The following is a 17,660-nucleotide window of genomic DNA, read 5'->3' on the forward strand; positions in this document are numbered from 1 at the left end:
GGGTGACGTCAGCCCGCGGCTCGTAGCACGTCTGCGACAATCGGGCCCGCCGCGTCGCCGCCGTGGCCGCCCTCCTCCGTCATGGCCGCCGCGGCCACGTCGTTGCGGAAACCGGTGAACCAACTGTTGGACACCTGCTGCCCGTCGACCTCCGCGGAACCGGTCTTCGCGCCGATGTCCCCGCGCAGCCCCGCCATCGCCGGGGCCGCCGTGCCCTGGGTCGCGGTGAGCCGCATCATCTGCCGGAGCTGGGAGGCGGTGTTGTACGGCAGCCCCTTCGCGGTGGCCAGTTCGCGGTCGTCGAGCTTCGGCGAGACCAGGTAGGGCTGGCGGAAGGCGCCGGTGATCGCGGTGGCGGTGACCGAGGCCATGTTCAGCGGGTTCATCTGGACCTGGCCCTGACCGATCGCGTTCGCCGCGCGGTCCGGGCCGCTGACGGCGGGCACCTTCCCGTCGAAGGAGACGATGCCGGTCTTCCAGTCCTCGCCGATCCCGAAGCGGTTCCGGGCCTCCAGCGTCAGCGACTCGTCGGTCAGCGGCTTCTCGTCGATCAGCTTGATGAAGGCGGTGTTGCAGGACCGCAGGAAGCTGTTGGCGAGCGAGGCACCCTCGTTGGGCGCCATGTTGGTGAGGTTCTTGAAGGTCTGCCCCTGCCACACTGCGCTGTCCGGGCAGGGCGCCGGGCCGGTCATCGAGGTCACGCCGTTGTCGATGAGCATCGCGGCGGTGATGATCTTCATGGTGGAGCCGGGGGCCTTGGTGCCCTCGAAGGCCGCGTTGAAGGCGTCGGTGCGGTTGTTGGCCACGGCCAGCACCTCACCGGTGCTCGGCTTGACGGCGACCACGGACGACTGGTTGTACCGCTTGACCGCCTTCTCGGCGGCCGCCTGGGCGCGGGCGCTGATGGTGGTCGCCAGCTTGCCCGCCCGGCCCTCGGCCAGGGTCAGCAGCGAGGTGTCGGGGGTCTGGTCCGGGTGCTTGATGACCAGTTCGACGCCGGGGGTGCCACCGGCCTTGTCCCCGTACTTCTCGCGCAGCGCGTCCAGGACCGGGCCCAGCGAGGGGTACTTCTCCTTGGTCAGCACCTTGCCGTCGCGGTCCACCGCCTCGATCGACGGGTTCGCGGACTCGCCGGTGGCGAGCCGGTCGTCCCGCTGGAGCTTCGGGTACACCAGGGAGGGCTGCCAGTCGACGAGCGCCTTGCCGGTGGTCACCCCGCGCACCACGGTCAGCTCGCTGCGGTACGCCAGCGGCTTGGACTTCCCGTCGTACGACACCGTCGCCTTCACGCTGTACGGCACGGTCGCGCCGGTCGCCTTCCCGGGGGTGACGCGCACGTCGCCGATGTGCGCGTCCGTGCCGTAGGACGTCAGCAGCACCTCGGCCGCCGTGCCGTTGTTGGTCAGCGCGGCCGCGGCCGCCGCGTCGCCCTTCTCCCAGGCCGTGAAGAAGCCCTCGGAGGTCTCCTCGATCTCGTCGGCGCTCGGCGGCCCGCTCCGCTTGGCGTCCCCGACCCCGCCGCTCCCGTCGTCGCTCAGCGCCGACACGAAGTTGTACGCGCCGTATCCGGCCCCGCCGACCATCACGGCGAACACCGTGCTGACGACAGCGACCTTCACCCCCTTGGCCATGGTGTGGCCCCCTCCCCGAATTCCCCGTTGTTGTGGGCAGCCTAAGCGGGAGGTGTGACAAGCGGGGAAGGAGTTTCCCGATTCGTTGAAGCGAGTGCTCAATCACATACGTGAACACCCGTCTCCTAGACCCATGTATCCAGCCACATCCGCGACCGCCAGTCGTCGATCGGGATGCTTGTGCCGGTGTACAGGGGCCAGAAGTAGATGAAGTTCCAGGTGATCAGGAGGACCAGGACGCCCGCTGCCGTGGCGCCCGCCACACGGCGGGTGTCGGAGGAGCGCGGGGGACCGACGAGGGCGCCGACGAGCATGGCCACGGCCAGGCACAGGAAGGGGAGGAAGACGATCGTGTAGAAGAAGAAGATCGTGCGTTCCTGGTAGTTGAACCAGGGCAGGTAGCCGGCCGCGATCCCGCAGGCGATGGCGCCCGCACGCCAGTCGCGGCGGAAGAACCAGCGCCACAGGACGTAGAGGACCGCGAAGCAGGCGGCCCACCACAGCAGGGGCGTGCCGAGGGCCAGGACCTCACGCGCGCACTTCTCGCCCGCGTCGACCGGGCAGCCGTCGGTGCCGGGCGAGGGGGACTCGTAGAAGTACGAGACCGGGCGGCCGTCGACGAGCCAGCTCCACGGGTTGGACATGTAGGTGTGCGGCGAGGACAGGCCGACGTTGAACTTGTAGACCTCGTGCTCGTAGTGGACCAGGCTGCGCCACCAGTCGGGCAGGAAGGTCCAGGCGCCGCCCTTGCCGTCGGTCGCCGCCCAGTTGCGGTAGTAGCCGCCGGTGCCGTCCGCGGGGGAGAGGATCCAGCCGATCCACGAGGTGAGGTAGGTGACGACCGCGACCGGCACCATGGCGAGGAACGCGATGCCGAGGTCGTACTTGAGGACCGCCACGTAGGGCTGCCGGGCGCCCGCGACCTTGCGCGCGCCGACGTCCCACAGCACCGTCATGATGCCGAAGGCGACGAGGAAGAACAGTCCGTTCCACTTGGTGCCCATGGCCAGGCCCAGCAGCAGGCCCGCAAGCCAGCGGTAGGGGCGCCACCCCAGGCGCAGGGTGTCCGCGATGTGCGCGTCGGGGCGCACGAGACCGTGGGAGTCGACCGGCAGCGCGGCCGCGAGTCTCTCCCGGGCCCGGTCGCGGTCGACGACCAGGCAGGCGAACGCGGCCAGCACGAAGAACATCAGCACGCCGTCGAGCAGCGCGGTCCGCGCCATCACGAAGGCCAGGCCGTCCACGGTCATCAGCGCGCCCGCCAGACAGCCGAGGAACGTGGAGCGGAAGATCCGGCGGCCCACCCGGCACACGATCAGCACCGACAGCGTCCCCAGCAGCGCCGTCATGAACCGCCAGCCGAACGGGTTCAACCCGAACATCAGCTCGCCCAGTCCGATGACGTACTTGCCGACCGGCGGATGCACCACGTACGCCGCCTCCGTCGGCAGCGCCACATGCCCGTTCGAGGACAGGATCTGGCTGTCGACGTTCTTGCCCCAGCTCAGTTCGAAACCGCGGTGGACGAGCGCCCACGCGTCCTTGGCGTAGTACGTCTCGTCGAATATCACCTTCTTCGGGCTGCCCAGGTTCCAGAACCGCAGCAGCCCCGCCACCAGCGTCACCAGCAGCGGTCCCAGCCAGCCCGACCAGCGCGTGACCCGCTCGGCGAGCACCCGGGGCACGCCCAGCACCTGCCACATCCGCGGACTGGGTGTCGCGAAGGGCGGAACCAGGCGTTCACGCACGTCGCCTCTGGCCTCGGGCGTGTAGCCGAAACGGCGCAGCCTCTGCTGCCACGACGGCCGCCGGTCCTGGGGGGCCTGGTCCTGCCGGGTGTCCGTGGAGGACGCGGTACTGGTCACCGCGCCATCGTAAGGAACGGCGCTGTGTGAGTCCCGTGCATGGGCGGATGCGTCCGGTTCGGAGCACTGCTGGGAGGATGGGGCGGTGACTGGAACCCTTGTCTTGGCGGGCACCCCCATCGGCGACATCGCGGACGCTCCTCCCCGGCTCGCGGCGGAACTGGCCGGGGCCGACGTGGTCGCGGCCGAGGACACCCGGCGGCTGCGGCGGCTGACCCAGGGGCTCGGCGTGACGCCCAAGGGACGGATCGTGTCGTACTTCGAGGGCAACGAGGCCGCCCGCACCCCCGAGCTCGTCGAGGAACTCCTCGGCGGCGCACGGGTGCTGCTGGTCACCGACGCCGGGATGCCGTCGGTGTCCGACCCCGGGTACCGGCTGGTCGCCGCGGCCGTGGAGAAGGACGTCCGGGTCACCGCCGTACCGGGACCGTCCGCGGTGCTCACCGCGCTCGCGCTGTCCGGGCTGCCCGTCGACCGGTTCTGCTTCGAGGGGTTCCTGCCGCGCAAGGCCGGCGAACGGCTGTCGCGGCTGCGGGAGGTCGCCGAGGAGCGGCGCACCCTCGTGTACTTCGAGGCCCCGCACCGGCTCGACGACACCCTCGCGGCCATGGCCGAGGTCTTCGGGGCGGACCGGCGCGCGGCGGTGTGCAGGGAGCTGACGAAGACGTACGAGGAGGTCAAGCGGGGGGCGCTGGGCGCGCTCGCCGAGTGGGCCGCGGACGGTGTCCGGGGGGAGATCACCGTCGTCGTCGAGGGGGCGCCCGAGAAGGGGGCCGGGGAGATCGACGACGCGGAACTGGTGCGCAGGGTGCGGGTGCGCGAGGAGGCGGGGGAGCGGCGCAAGGAGGCGATCGCCGCCGTGGCCGTCGAGGCGGGAGTCCCCAAGAGGGTGGTCTTCGATGCGGTCGTCGCCGCGAAGAACGCCCCCTCCCCAGACGCTGGATGAGGTGGGTCACACCCCCTCTGAGCAGGGCGCATGACTTCTGAGCGTGCGCCCCATGTGCGCGCAAAGCGGTGTCTCGGAATGCAAAGCTCCGCACCCCTCCGCAGGCCGTTTTGGCAAGGAAAGTCCAAATCGGGTCCAACAGTCGGCAGGCCTGTCGCCATCGGCTCCCGGGAGGCGTCCACTGGGGTGAGGGACGTACCCGTCCTTCGAACCAGCGGACACACAGGAGCTGGCATGAGCGAGATCGCAGGGCACCCCGGTGCGACGGCCGTGGTCAACGAGTCCTACTCCTTCGCCTGCATGCGCTGCGGGCACGGCTGGGAGCAGTCGTACGAGATAGAGCACCACGTCGACGGCGACGGCCGGGAGTTCGTGCAGTACGTGGCGGAGGGACGGGTCGTGCCCTCTCCGCTCTCCCGGCCCACCTGCGCGAACTGCGACCACCACGTCGTACGGATCATGCGGCCCGGCCGGGTCGCCTCCGCCCGTGACGCGGACCACCGCCGGCACCGCACGCCCGCCGCCGGGCCCGTGGAGGCACCGGTGCCCGGGAGCCCGACGGCGGAACCCGGCGCGGAGCACCACTGGCACCTGGCCGACCTGCTGCACGTCTTCCAGCGCAAGGCGGGCTGACCGCACCGCAGTCCGGCCCGGCATGCCCCTTTCGTAGGATCGGGGCATGCCTTCGAACAGCCCCCGCGACAAGAACGCGGCCCCGCCGCTCCCGGAGCCCCTGCGGGTACCGGTCGCCGACTCCCACACCCACCTGGACATGCAGGACGGGACCGTGGAGGAGGGGCTCGCGAAAGCCGCGTCGGTCGGGGTGACCACGGTCGTCCAGGTCGGCTGCGACGTCCGGGGCTCCCGGTGGGCGGCCGAGACGGCCGAACGGTACGACGCCGTCCACGCCACCGTCGCGCTGCACCCCAACGAGGCGCCCCGGATCGTCCACGGCGACCCCGACGGCTGGTCGCGGCAGGGCGCGCGCGAGGCCGGCGGCACCGGGGCGCTCGACGAGGCGCTCGCGGAGATCGACCGCCTGGCCGCACTCCCGCAGGTCAGGGGCGTCGGCGAGACGGGCCTCGACCACTTCCGCACCGGGCCCGAGGGCAAGGAGGCGCAGGAGGCGTCCTTCCGCGCCCACATCGAGATGGCCAAGCGGCACGGCAAGGCGCTCGTCATCCACGACCGCGACGCCCACGCGGACGTCCTGCGCGTGCTGAAGGAGGAGGGCGCCCCCGAGCGCACCGTCTTCCACTGCTACTCCGGCGACGCCGAGATGGCGCAGATCTGCGCGGCCGCCGGATACTTCATGTCCTTCGCCGGCAACGTCACCTTCAAGAACGCCCAGAACCTCAGGGACGCGGTGGCCGTGGCGCCGCTCGAACTCCTCCTGGTGGAGACCGACGCGCCCTTCCTGACGCCGGCGCCGTACCGCGGACGGCCCAACGCGCCCTATCTCATTCCGGTCACGGTGCGCGCCATGGCCGCCGTGCGCGGCATCGACGAGGACGCGTTGGCCACGGCACTCGCCGCGAACACCGCACGCGCCTTCGGGTACTGACCCCGTCGAACGTAACTCCGGGTAGCCGCGTCGCTTTGGAGAGTGACGGTCGCTCCGCTAGGTTCTGTGGGCCCGATCCGGACCCCTCTGGACCCCTCGGCCCCTGGAGCGTGTCGGCGTGAGCAGCTCGCAGTACGAGACGACGTACGAGCCGTACGAGTCCTACGGCCCGACCGAGCCGTACGACCCACCGGTGTACGGCGGTTGGGACACACCCCCCGCCGACCCGCACACCGTGGACACGCTCCCGTACGGGGTGGACGGGACGCCGGTCCCGCCGTACGTGGACACCTACCGGCCCGCCTACGAGGCGCCCGGCGCCGAGCTGCCGACGGTCCCCGGGATGCGGGCCTCGGCGGGCCGGCGGGCCGCCCGCCGACGCCGCGCGCGGTACCCGGAGCGGCCGGAGAGCCCGATGCGCCGGCTGCTGCCGCAGGCGCTCGTCGTCGCGTTCCTCGCCGGCGGCACCACCGCGTTCGTCGCCAAGGACAAGGCGATCGAGCTCACCGTCGACGGCAAGCCCCGCACCCTGCACACCTTCGCCGACGACGTGGGCGAACTGCTCGCCGAGGAGGGCGTCGCGGTGGGCGCGCACGACGTGGTCGCGCCCGCCCCCGGCCAACAGCTCGCCAGCGGCGACGAGGTCGCGGTGCGGTACGGGCGGCCGGTGCGGCTCACGCTCGACGGGCAACGGCGCGAGGTGTGGACCACGGCACGCACGGTGGACGCGGCGCTCGAACAGCTCGGGGTGCGCGCGCAGGGCGCGTACGTGTCCACCTCGCGCTCCCGGTGGATCGGGCGGGAGGGGCTCGCGCTGGACGTGCGCACCGAGCGGTCCGTGACGATCATGGCCGACGGCCGGGCGCGGACCATCCGCACGAACGCGGCGACCGTGGCGGACGCCGTCGAGCAGGCCGGGGTCACGCTGAGCGGGATGGACACCACCTCGGTGGCGCCGGGCAGCTTCCCCCGCGAGGGCCAGACCGTCACGGTGCTGCGGATCACGGGGTCCAGGGAAGTGCGCGAGGAGCAGATCCCCTACCGCGAGCAGCGGAGCGAGGACGCCTCCCTCTTCAAGGGCACGGAGGTCGTGGAGCAGGCGGGGGCACCGGGCGTGCGCCGGGTCACGTACTCCCTGCGGACCGTCAACGGGGTGCGGCAGAAACCGCGCCGGACCAGGGTCGAGGTGGTCCGGGAGCCCCGGACGCAGGTCGTTCGGGTGGGGACCAAGCCGAGGCCGACGTCCGTCCAGGGCGCCGACCACCTGAACTGGCAGGGCCTGGCGCACTGCGAGTCCGGGGGCCGCCCGAACGCGGTGGACCCCTCGGGGACGTACGGCGGGCTGTACCAGTTCGACACCCGGACCTGGCAGGGGCTGGGAGGCTCGGGCCGGCCCCAGGACGCACCGGCGGCCGAGCAGACGTTCCGGGCCAAGAAGCTGTACGTACGGCGGGGGACGAGCCCGTGGCCGCACTGCGGCGGCCGACTGCAGGGGTGAGGGTGCCTGGCCTGGACCGACCTTCGGGGGCGCGGGGAACTGCGCGACCAGCCCCCACCGGCGCGCGGATAGGCTGTGCACGTGAGCAGCCCCTCCCCAGACGCCCTACTCGGCCCGGCCGACATCCGCGAACTCGCCGCAGCCCTCGGCGTCCGCCCGACCAAGCAGCGCGGCCAGAACTTCGTGATCGACGCGAACACGGTCCGGAAGATCGTCCGCACCGCTGACGTCCGGGACGACGACGTGGTCGTGGAGGTAGGCCCCGGCCTCGGGTCACTCACCCTCGCGCTCCTGGAAACCGCAGACCGCGTCACCGCCGTGGAGATCGACGACGTACTCGCCTCCGCACTGCCGGCCACGATCGCCGCCCGCATGCCCGCCCGCGCGGACCGTTTCGCGCTGGTGCACTCGGACGCGATGCACGTCACCGACCTCCCCGGCCCATCGCCGACGGCACTCGTCGCGAACCTCCCGTACAACGTCGCCGTACCCGTGCTGCTGCACATGCTCGACACCTTCCCGAGCATCGAGCGCACCCTCGTCATGGTCCAGGCGGAGGTCGCCGACCGGCTCGCCGCGGCGCCCGGTTCGAAGGTGTACGGCGTCCCGTCCGTGAAGGCCAACTGGTACGCCGAGGTCAAGCGGGCCGGGTCGATCGGCCGTAACGTCTTCTGGCCCGCTCCGAACGTCGACAGCGGGCTCGTCGCGCTCACCCGCAGGACCGAGCCGGTCCGGACCACCGCGTCCAAGCGCGAGGTGTTCGCCGTCGTCGACGCCGCCTTCGCCCAGCGCCGCAAGACCCTGCGGGCCGCACTCGCCGGCTGGGCCGGGTCGGCCGCGGCCGCCGAGACCGCCCTCGTGGCCGCCGGGGTCTCGCCCCAGGCCCGCGGCGAGGCGCTCACCGTCGAGGAGTTCGCTCGGATCGCCGAGCACGCACAGCAGAAGGAGCCGGTCGAGCAGTGAGCGTCACCGTCCGCGTCCCCGCCAAGGTCAACGTCCAGCTCGCCGTCGGCGCCGCCCGCCCCGACGGCTTCCACGACCTGGCCAACGTCTTCCTCGCGGTGGGCCTCCACGACGAGGTGACCGTGACCCCCGCCGACGAGCTCCGCGTCACCTGCGAGGGCCCCGACGCCGCCCAGGTCCCCCTGGACCGCACGAACCTCGCGGCCCGCGCGGCGATCGCCCTCGCGGAGCGCCACGGTCTGGATCCCGCCGTCCACGTCCACATCGCCAAGGACATCCCCGTCGCCGGCGGCATGGCGGGCGGCAGCGCCGACGGCGCCGGCGCGCTGCTGGCCTGCGACGCGCTGTGGGGCACCGGCGCCTCCCGCGCGGAACTCCTCGACATCTGCGCCGAGTTGGGCAGTGACGTGCCGTTCAGCCTGGTCGGCGGGGCCGCCCTCGGCACCGGGCGGGGCGAGAAACTGCGCCCCCTCGACGTCGGCGGCACCTTCTCGTGGGTGTTCGCGATGGCCGGGCGGGGCCTGTCCACCCCGGCCGTCTTCCGGGACTTCGACCGGCTCACCGAGGGCCTCGACGTCCCCGAGCCCGTCGCCTCCGAGCGACTGCTCGACGCGCTGGCCGACGGCGACCCGGACGCGCTCGCCGCGGCCGTCTCCAACGACCTCCAGCCCGCCGCCCTCTCCCTCTTCCCGGAGCTCGCCGACACCCTCGCGGCCGGCAGTGCCGCGGGCGCCCTCGCCGGGCTGGTCTCGGGGTCCGGGCCCACCACGGCGTTCCTCGCCCGCGACAGTGGCTCGGCGGCGCGGATCGCGGACGCGCTGCGCGGCTCCGGCACCTGCCGGGCGGTGCGCACGGCGTCGGGGCCGGTGCCGGGTGCGACGGTGATCCGGCCGTAGCGCTCGGACTACCCTGGAGGGTCGATCGATCCCCCCGGGCAGGAGAGAAATGGCCGTCAATCTGGTCAATGTCGAGAACGTCAGCAAGGTGTACGGCACCCGTGCCCTGCTGGACGGTGTCTCGCTCGGCGTCTCCGAGGGCGATCGCATCGGCGTCGTGGGCCGCAACGGCGACGGCAAGACCACCCTGATCCGCATGCTCGCCAAGCTGGAGGACGCCGACACCGGACGCGTCACGCACTCCGGCGGACTGCGGCTCGGGGTCCTCACCCAGCACGACTCCCTCGACCCGGCGGCCACCGTCCGGCACGAGGTCATCCGGGACATGGCCGACCACGAGTGGGCCGGCAACGCCAAGATCCGTGACGTGCTGACCGGGCTGTTCGGCGGGCTCGACCTGCCCGGCTTCCCGCAGGGCCTCGACACCGTCATCGCGCCGCTCTCCGGTGGTGAGCGCCGCCGTATCGCCCTCGCCAAGCTGCTCATCGAGGAACAGGACCTGATCGTCCTCGACGAGCCCACCAACCACCTCGACGTCGAGGGCATCTCCTGGCTGGCCAAGCACCTGCGCGAGCGGCGCTCGGCGCTCGTCTGCGTCACCCACGACCGGTGGTTCCTCGACCAGGTCTGCACCCGCATGTGGGACGTGCAGAAGGGCGACGTCTACGAGTACGAGGGCGGCTACTCCGACTACGTCTTCGCCCGCGCCGAGCGCGAGCGGATCGCCGCCACCGAGGAGACCAAGCGGCAGAACCTCGTCCGCAAGGAGCTGGCCTGGCTGCGGCGCGGTGCCCCGGCGCGTACGTCCAAGCCGCGCTTCCGCGTCGAGGCCGCCAACGAGCTCATCAAGGACGTGCCGCCGCCGCGGGACACCAGCGAGCTGATGAAGTTCGCCTCCTCGCGGCTGGGCAAGACCGTCTTCGAGCTGGAGGACGTCACCGTCCAGGCCGGCCCGAAGGTACTGCTGAAGCATGTGACGTGGCAGCTCGGACCGGGCGACCGGATCGGTCTCGTCGGGGTCAACGGCGCCGGCAAGACGTCCCTGCTGCGCGCCATGGCCGAGGCCGCGCGGACCGAGGGCGAGAAGCAGCCCGCGGGCGGCCGGGTCGTGGTCGGCAGGACCGTCAAGCTCGCCTACCTGTCCCAGGAGGTCGCCGAACTCGATCCCGCGCTGCGGGTCCTGGAGGCCGTCCAGCAGGTGCGGGAGCGCGTCGACCTCGGCAAGGGGCGCGAGATGACCGCCGGACAACTCTGCGAGACCTTCGGCTTCAACAAGGAGAAGCAGTGGACCCCGGTCGGCGACCTGTCCGGCGGTGAGCGGCGACGGCTGCAACTGCTCAGGCTGCTGATGGACGAGCCCAACGTCCTCTTCCTCGACGAGCCGACGAACGACCTCGACATCGAGACGCTGACCCAGTTGGAGGACGTCCTCGACGGCTGGCCCGGCTCGATGATCGTCATCTCCCACGACCGGTTCTTCGTCGAGCGGACCACCGACCGGGTCTTCGCGCTGCTCGGGGACGCCACCCTGCGGATGCTGCCGCGGGGCATCGACGAGTACCTGGAGCGCCGGCAGCGGATGGAGGAGGCGGCCGCCGCCTCGGCGCCCGTGGTGGAGAAGCCCGCCGCCGAGCGGAGCTCCGCCGACCAGCGGGCCGCCAAGAAGGAGCTCCAGAAGATCGAGCGGCAGCTCGACAAGATCTCCGAGAAGGAGACGAAGCTGCACGCGTCCATCGCCGAGAACGCCACGGACTTCGGGAAGGTGGCCTCCCTCGACGCCGAACTGCGCGACCTCGCCGGGGAGCGCGAGGAGCTGGAGATGCGCTGGCTGGAGCTCGCCGAGGACGCGTGAAGGTGCGGCACATCGTCCTCGAACGACAGGAAAGCCGGGAATTCAGCACTTCCGGGACACTTCTCACCGGTAGGGGAAGCGCAACGTCGAACTAGCGTGTAGCTTCCGGGGGCATGAAGGGCGGGGGTGCCGGGAGAGGTCCTCTGCCCGTGCGGATCAGTGGGCATCCATAGTGGGGCATTCACGCGGATCCATTGGGGGGACTGGGGGGTTGCTCGATGGGAGTTCGGCTCATGGTGGTCGACGACCACCGATTGCTCGCCGAGGCACTGGCCTCGGCGCTGAAACTGCGCGGGCACCGGGTGCTCGCGGCGGCGGCGCCCGCCGCGGGGGCGGCGGAGCTGGTGATCAGCCGGGCGCCCGAGGTGTGCCTGCTGGGGACGGCCACGCCGGCCGAGCCGGGGATGTTCGACCCGGTCGTGAAGATCAAGCGGGAGCGGCCGCAGGTGGCGGTGCTGGTGCTGGGCCCGGTGCCGAGCCCTCGGGGGATCGCGGCGGCGTTCGCGGCGGGGGCGTCGGGCTATGTACGGCACGACGAGCGCATCGAGGGGGTCGAGCGGGCGATCATGAAGGCCAGGGCGGGGGAGGCGGCGGTCGCCCCGCAGTTGCTCCAGGGGGCGTTCAGCGAGCTGCTCAATCCGGCGGCCCAGCCGGACGACGAAGGGCAGCGGCTGCTCCAGATGCTGACACCGCGGGAGGTGGAGGTGCTGGTGCGGGTGGCCGACGGGGAGGACACCCGGCTGATCGCGGCGGGGATGGGGATAGCGCCGTCCACGGCCCGGACGCATGTGCAGCGGGTGCTGATGAAGCTGGGGGTGGGGTCCCGGCTGGAGGCGGCGGCGCTGGCGGCGCGGACGGGGTTGCTGGAGCGGGCGGGGCCGGTACCTCCGGTGGTTGAGCCGTGAGTCTGCGGGTTCGGTGGGGGCGGGCGTTTTCGCGCAGTTCCCCGCGCCCCTGAATGCCTGCGGCGGCCCGTTGCTGTCCGGTGGGGGTTCGTGCAGCGCGTGCGGTGCGTGGCGCGGGCGACTGCACCCACCCAGGGGCGCGGGGAACTGCGCGACCAGCCCCCCGCGCCCGCACCGCCCGACAGCCTCTACGCGCCGTCGGTCTCCTCGTCCACCTTCGGCGGCACCGCCGGCTTCAGTCTCTGCCAGATCAGGAAGAAGATGCCGAGGGCCAGCATCCCGAGGCCGGTCCAGAGGTTGATGTTGACGCCCTCGGCCTTGTCGAGGGTGGCGTCGGAGGGGTTGATGCCGGCGATCGTGACGATGACGCCGTAGAGGACGAACAGGCCGCCGATGATGCGGCGCAGGTCGAAGATGCGGGCCGCCGTGGCCGACTTGGCCTGGAGTTCGGCGACCTCTCGCTGGACGTCGTGTTCGGACATGGTTCCTCAATTCTCCCGCGGTCAGAACGAGAACGGGATGTAGCAGGCGGCAGCCAGCACGACCGCACCCCAGCCCAGCAGGGCCGGCCTGCGGTACCAGGCGTCGTCGCCGGCGGCGGGGGGCTCGGACATGCCCGGGGACGTCGTGCCGTAGACGAGGCCCTGGAGTTCCTCGGCGGGCTTGGGGGCGGTGAACAGGGACACGGCGACCATGACCACCGCGCCGGCCACGAAGCCGACGATCGCGGAGACGAAGTTGGCGCCCTGGTCGGAGGGGATGTCGATGATGCCCTGCTTGTAGATCCAGAAGTAGTTCACCATCGCCGCGACCGTGCCGGCGAGCAGCCCCCAGAAGCCGGACTTGGTGGACGCGCGCTTCCAGAACATGCCGACGATGAAGACGACGAACATCGGCACGTTGAAGAAGGAGAACAGCGTCTGGAGGTAGCTCATGATGTTCGAGAAGGACGAGGCCAGGAAGGCTGTGCCCACCGACGCGCAGACGCCGATCACCGTGATCAGGCGGCCGAAGCGGACGTAGTACTCGTCCTCGCGGCCCTTCCGCACGTAGCGGCCCCAGATGTCGTTCGTGAACACCGTGTTGAAGGAGGACACGTTGGCCGCCATGCCCGCCATGAAGGCGGCCAGCAGGCCGGTGACCGCGATGCCCAGGACGCCGTTCGGCAGGAGCTGTTCCATCAGGTACGGGATGGCGTCGTTGTACTGGTAGCCGGAGTCGGCGGTGCCGAAGCCGGGGATCAGGGCCGCCGCCACCAGGCCCGGGATCATCACCAGGAAGACGATGAAGATCTTCGGGTACGCGGCGATCAGGGGGGTGCGCTGGGCCGCGGAGAGGTTCTTCGCCGACAGGGCGCGCTGGACCTCCGCGAAGTTCGTCGTCCAGTAGCCGAAGGACAGCACGAAGCCGAGGCCGAGGACGATCGTCAGCCAGTTCGCGCCCAGCGGGTTGTCGCTGCCGATGCCCGTGCCGCCCCACGCCGTGGTGAAGTTCGCCCCGTGCTCCGCCGTCAGCTTGTCCGTGAGGCCGCCCCAGCCGCCCACCTTCTTCAGGCCGAGGAAGACCAGCGGGATGAGGGCCGCGAGGATCACGAAGAACTGGAGGACCTCGTTGTAGATCGCGGAGGACAGTCCGCCGAGGGTGATGTAGGCGAGGACGAAGGCGCCCGCGACCACGATGGCCACCCACTGCGGCCAGCCCAGCAGGGCCTCCACGACGATCGCCAGGGCGTAGAGGTTGACGCCCGCGATCAGGATGGCCGCGAAGGCGAACAGGGCCGAGCTGAGCAGGTGCGCCCACTTGTCGAAGCGCAGCAGGAGCATCTCGGGGACCGAGCGCACCTTGCTGCCGTAGTAGAAGGGCATCATCACCAGGCCGAGGAAGACCATGGCCGGGATGGCGCCGATCCAGTACCAGTGGACCGTGTAGGCGCCGTACTGCGCGCTGTTGGCGGCCATCCCCAGGATCTCCGTGGCGGCCAGGTTGGCGGAGATGAAGGCGAGACCCGTGATCCACGCCGGCAGTGAGCGTCCGGAGAGGAAGAAGTCCAGGCTCGTCTTCACCGATCTACGGGCCGCGAAGCCGATGCCGAGGACGACGACGAAGTAGATCCCGAGGATCGTGTAGTCGAGCCAGTTGGTGGGGAGCCTGAGCTCGGCGGCCAGGTATGCGCCTTTTGTGGGGGTTTGCATAGTCAGCAATTGAACACCTCGACTGGTGCGCTTTGTTTGATTCCGATGATGACTTGGGTGGGTGTTTATGGTTACATGTGTTTAGTTATGTTTGAGTGAAGGAGCGCAGCGGTGAAGAAGACCTCGACCCGGCTGGCCGACGGTCGCGAGCTCATCTACTACGACCTGCGCGACGACACCGTCCGCGACGCCGTGGACCGGCGGCCGCTGGAGCGGACCGTCACCACGTCCGAGGTCCGTCGTGATCCGCTGCTCGGCGACTCCGTGGCCATCGCCTCGCACCGGCAGGGCCGCACCTACCACCCGCCCGCCGACGAGTGCCCGCTGTGTCCCTCGCAGGGGGAGCGGCTGAGCGAGATCCCGGACTCGTCGTACGACGTCGTGGTCTTCGAGAACCGTTTCCCCTCCCTGGCGGGCGACTCGGGGCGCTGTGAGGTCGTCTGCTTCACCTCGGACCACAACGCGTCCTTCGCGGACCTCACGCAGGAGCAGGCACGGCTCGTCCTGGACGCATGGACCGACCGGACGTCGGAGCTGTCGCATCTGCCCTCCGTGGAGCAGGTCTTCTGTTTCGAGAACCGGGGTGCGGATATCGGTGTGACCCTGGGTCACCCGCATGGCCAGATCTACGCCTACCCCTTCACCACCCCTCGCACCGCACTGATGTTGCGCTCTCTCGCGGCGCACAAGGAGGCGACCGGAGGGGAGAACCTCTTCGACGCCGTCCTGGAGGGCGAACTCGCCGGCGAGCGGGTCGTCCTGGAGAGCGAGCACTGGGTCGCCTTCGTGCCCTACGCGGCGCACTGGCCGTACGAGGTGCACCTGTACCCCCGGCGCCGGGTGCCGGATCTGCTCGGCCTCGACGAGGACGCCCGCACAGAGTTCCCCCAGGTCTATCTGGAACTCTTGAGGCGCTTCGACCGGATCTTCGATGGGCCGGGTGGAGGGAAGGAAGGTGCGGGTGAGCCGCCGACCCCGTACATCGCCGCCTGGCACCAGGCGCCCTTCGGCCAGTTGGAGGAGTTCGAGGGGGTCAGCCGCGACGACTTCGCGCTGCACCTCGAGCTTTTCACCATCCGTCGCACGTCCGGCAAGCTGAAGTTCCTCGCGGGCTCCGAGTCGGGCATGAACGTCTTCATCAACGACATCCGGCCGGAGGCCGCGGCACAGCGACTGCGAGAGGTAGCGAGTTCATGAAGTACCTGGTGACAGGTGGCGCGGGATACGTCGGCGGTGTCGTGGCCCAGCACCTGCTGGAGGCCGGCCACGAGGTCGTCGTCCTCGACAACCTCTCCACCGGCTTCCGCGAGGGCGTCCCGGCCGGGGCCGCCTTCGTCGAGGGCGACATCCGCGACGCCGCCAAGTGGCTGGACCCCTCCTTCGACGGCGTGCTCCACTTCGCCGCGTTCTCGCAGGTCGGCGAGTCGGTCGTGAAGCCCGAGAAGTACTGGGACAACAACGTCGGCGGGACGATGGCGCTGCTCGGCGCCATGCGCGAGGCCGGCGTGCGCAAGCTCGTCTTCTCCTCCACGGCCGCCACCTACGGGGAGCCCGAGGAGGTGCCGATCGTCGAGTCGGCGCCGACCCGGCCGACCAACCCGTACGGCGCCTCCAAGCTCGCCGTCGACCACATGATCACCGGCGAGGCGAACGCGCACGGGCTCGGTGCCGTCTCCCTGCGCTACTTCAACGTCGCCGGCGCGTACGGCAAGCAGGGCGAGCGGCACGATCCCGAGTCGCACCTCATCCCGCTGATCCTCCACGTCGCCCAGGGCAGGCGCGAGGCGATCTCGGTCTTCGGCGAGGACTACCCGACCCCGGACGGCACCTGCGTCCGCGACTACATCCACATCGCCGACCTGGCCGAGGCCCACCTCCTGGCCCTGAAGGCCGCCACCGCGGGCGAGCACCTCATCTGCAACCTCGGCAACGGCGAGGGCTTCTCCGTCCGCCAGGTCATCGAGACGGTCCGCAAGGTGACCGGCCACCCGATCCCCGAGGTCGTGGCCCCCCGCCGGGACGGCGATCCGGCCACCCTGGTCGCCTCCGCCGCCACCGCCCGCGAGAAGCTCGGCTGGAACCCGTCCCGCGCGGATCTCGCGGGGATCGTCGCGGACGCCTGGGAGTTCGCGCAGTACATCGCGAGGGAGCAGTAGTGGAGCAGGTGCAGCGTAGTTTCGTGGAGCTCTACGGAACCGAGCCCGAGGGTGTCTGGTCGGCGCCGGGTCGCGTCAACCTCATCGGTGAGCACACCGACTACAACGACGGCTTCGTGATGCCCTTCGCGCTGCCGCACACCTCGGTCGCGGCCGTCTCCCGGCGCACGGACGGCGTCCTGCGCCTGCACTCGGCCGACGTCGAGGGCGGAGTCGTGGAGCTGCGCCTGGACGACCTCGCCCCGGAGAGCGACCGGAACTGGACCGCCTACCCGGCCGGAGTCGTCTGGGCGCTGCGGGAGGCCGGACACCCGGTCACCGGCGCCGACGTGCACCTCGCCTCGACGGTCCCGGCGGGCGCGGGCCTGTCCTCCTCGGCCGCCCTGGAGGTCGTCGTCGCGCTCGCGCTGAACGACCTCTACGACCTCGGCCTCCAGCGCTGGCAGTTGGCCCGGCTGTGCCAGCGCGCCGAGAACGTCTACGTCGGCGCCCCCACCGGGATCATGGACCAGACCGCGTCCGCCTGCTGCGAGGACGGCCACGCCCTGTTCCTCGACACCCGGGACCTCGCCCAGAAGCAGATCCCCTTCGACCTCGCCGCCGAGGGCATGGTCCTGCTGGTCGTCGACACCCGCGTCAAGCACGCCCACAACGAGGGCGAGTACGGCAAGCGCCGGGCCGGCTGCGAGCGCGGAGCGGCCCTGCTCGGCGTGGACGCGCTGCGGGACATCCCCTACGGCGAGCTCGACGCGGCCCTCGAACGGCTCGGCGACGACGAGGAGGCCGTACGCCTGGTGCGGCACGTCGTCACCGAGGACGAGCGGGTCGAGAAGGTCGTCGCCCTGCTGGAGTCGGGCGAGACCCGCGCGATCGGCCCGGTGCTGGTCGCCGGACACGCCTCCCTGCGCGACGACTTCCGGATCTCCTGCCCGGAGCTGGACCTGGTCGTCGACACCGCGCTCGCCTCGGGCGCGCTGGGGGCGCGGATGACCGGCGGCGGTTTCGGCGGCTCGGCGATCGTGCTGGCCGAGGCGGCCGACGTGGAGACGATCACCAAGGCGGTCCAAGAGGCGTTCTCCGCGGCCGGGTTCACCGCTCCGCGGGTGTTCGAGGCGGTGCCTTCGGCGGGGGCGCGGCGCCTGGTCTGAGACCGGCTGACCGCTGTTTTGCCCGGCTTGATCCGAACTTGGGG

15 protein-coding genes are annotated in these 17,660 nt (G+C 71.1%); 11 read left to right on the plus strand and 4 right to left on the minus strand.

Features of this window, described 5'->3' with window-relative positions; genetic code table 11:
* Window positions 1–8: 8 nt before the first annotated feature.
* Both ACZ66S_RS31200 and ACZ66S_RS31205 read right to left on the minus strand, forming a co-directional pair.
* On the minus strand, window positions 9–1,631 hold the full coding sequence (locus ACZ66S_RS31200) for a penicillin-binding transpeptidase domain-containing protein (RefSeq protein WP_469904896.1): 1,623 nt from the start codon (window positions 1,629–1,631) through the stop codon (window positions 9–11).
* A gap of 125 nt (window positions 1,632–1,756) precedes the next feature.
* Window positions 1,757–3,496 carry a dolichyl-phosphate-mannose--protein mannosyltransferase gene (locus ACZ66S_RS31205; protein WP_469904897.1) on the minus strand — a complete coding sequence of 580 codons (1,740 nt, stop codon included), beginning with the start codon at window positions 3,494–3,496 and terminating at the stop codon, window positions 1,757–1,759.
* 85 nt (window positions 3,497–3,581) lie between these two features.
* Between ACZ66S_RS31205 and rsmI the strand changes: the two genes are divergently transcribed.
* The 8 genes from rsmI (at window position 3,582) to ACZ66S_RS31245 (ending at window position 12,120) form a co-directional block, all read left to right on the plus strand.
* Window positions 3,582–4,442, plus strand: coding sequence for a 16S rRNA (cytidine(1402)-2'-O)-methyltransferase (rsmI, locus tag ACZ66S_RS31210; protein WP_469904898.1), 861 nt, complete (start codon window positions 3,582–3,584; stop codon window positions 4,440–4,442).
* 234 nt (window positions 4,443–4,676) lie between these two features.
* Window positions 4,677–5,075 (plus strand): hypothetical protein, encoded by a 399-nt coding sequence (locus ACZ66S_RS31215; protein ID WP_469904899.1) that lies wholly within the window; start codon window positions 4,677–4,679, stop codon window positions 5,073–5,075.
* Window positions 5,076–5,121: 46 nt separating this feature from the next.
* Complete coding sequence (locus ACZ66S_RS31220) at window positions 5,122–6,006, plus strand: TatD family hydrolase (protein ID WP_469904900.1); 885 nt, start codon at window positions 5,122–5,124, stop codon at window positions 6,004–6,006.
* Between the two features lie 118 nt (window positions 6,007–6,124).
* A complete protein-coding gene (locus ACZ66S_RS31225) occupies window positions 6,125–7,504 on the plus strand; it encodes a ubiquitin-like domain-containing protein (protein WP_469904901.1) in 1,380 nt (459 codons plus the stop codon).
* Window positions 7,505–7,585: 81 nt separating this feature from the next.
* Window positions 7,586–8,467: a 16S rRNA (adenine(1518)-N(6)/adenine(1519)-N(6))-dimethyltransferase RsmA gene (gene rsmA, locus ACZ66S_RS31230; protein ID WP_469904902.1), complete on the plus strand. Its 882-nt coding sequence runs from the start codon at window positions 7,586–7,588 to the stop codon at window positions 8,465–8,467.
* Entirely contained in the window at window positions 8,464–9,363 is a 900-nt protein-coding gene (locus ACZ66S_RS31235; RefSeq protein WP_469904903.1) for a 4-(cytidine 5'-diphospho)-2-C-methyl-D-erythritol kinase, read from the plus strand. Before rsmA ends, ACZ66S_RS31235 begins: the two co-directional genes overlap by 4 nt.
* Before the next feature lie 49 nt (window positions 9,364–9,412).
* The gene (locus ACZ66S_RS31240) at window positions 9,413–11,215 is read left to right on the plus strand and encodes an ABC-F family ATP-binding cassette domain-containing protein (RefSeq protein ID WP_469904904.1); all 1,803 of its coding nucleotides are present in this window, start codon (window positions 9,413–9,415) and stop codon (window positions 11,213–11,215) included.
* A 218-nt stretch (window positions 11,216–11,433) separates the two neighbouring features.
* Window positions 11,434–12,120, plus strand: a complete 687-nt coding sequence (locus ACZ66S_RS31245) for a helix-turn-helix transcriptional regulator (protein ID WP_469904905.1) — start codon at window positions 11,434–11,436, stop codon at window positions 12,118–12,120.
* Window positions 12,121–12,308: 188 nt separating this feature from the next.
* Here the strand turns inward: ACZ66S_RS31245 and ACZ66S_RS31250 are convergent, their stop codons facing one another.
* Together ACZ66S_RS31250 and ACZ66S_RS31255 are read right to left on the minus strand one after the other, a co-directional pair.
* Window positions 12,309–12,602 (minus strand): hypothetical protein, encoded by a 294-nt coding sequence (locus ACZ66S_RS31250; RefSeq protein ID WP_469904906.1) that lies wholly within the window; start codon window positions 12,600–12,602, stop codon window positions 12,309–12,311.
* 21 nt (window positions 12,603–12,623) lie between these two features.
* Entirely contained in the window at window positions 12,624–14,312 is a 1,689-nt protein-coding gene (locus ACZ66S_RS31255) for a sodium:solute symporter family protein (protein ID WP_469904907.1), read from the minus strand.
* Window positions 14,313–14,423: 111 nt separating this feature from the next.
* Between ACZ66S_RS31255 and galT the strand changes: the two genes are divergently transcribed.
* Genes galT through galK form a run of 3 tightly spaced genes read left to right on the plus strand, consistent with a single transcriptional unit; the run spans window position 14,424 to window position 17,616 of the window.
* A complete protein-coding gene (gene galT / locus ACZ66S_RS31260; protein ID WP_469904908.1) occupies window positions 14,424–15,509 on the plus strand; it encodes a galactose-1-phosphate uridylyltransferase in 1,086 nt (361 codons plus the stop codon).
* The gene (gene galE, locus ACZ66S_RS31265) at window positions 15,506–16,468 is read left to right on the plus strand and encodes a UDP-glucose 4-epimerase GalE (protein ID WP_469904909.1); all 963 of its coding nucleotides are present in this window, start codon (window positions 15,506–15,508) and stop codon (window positions 16,466–16,468) included. Before galT ends, galE begins: the two co-directional genes overlap by 4 nt.
* The gene (gene galK / locus ACZ66S_RS31270) at window positions 16,468–17,616 is read left to right on the plus strand and encodes a galactokinase (protein ID WP_469904910.1); all 1,149 of its coding nucleotides are present in this window, start codon (window positions 16,468–16,470) and stop codon (window positions 17,614–17,616) included. The genes galE and galK overlap by 1 nt, the downstream gene beginning before the upstream one ends.
* Window positions 17,617–17,660: the final 44 nt, after the last annotated feature.

The organism is Streptomyces sp. NPDC107471 (assembly GCF_055582845.1).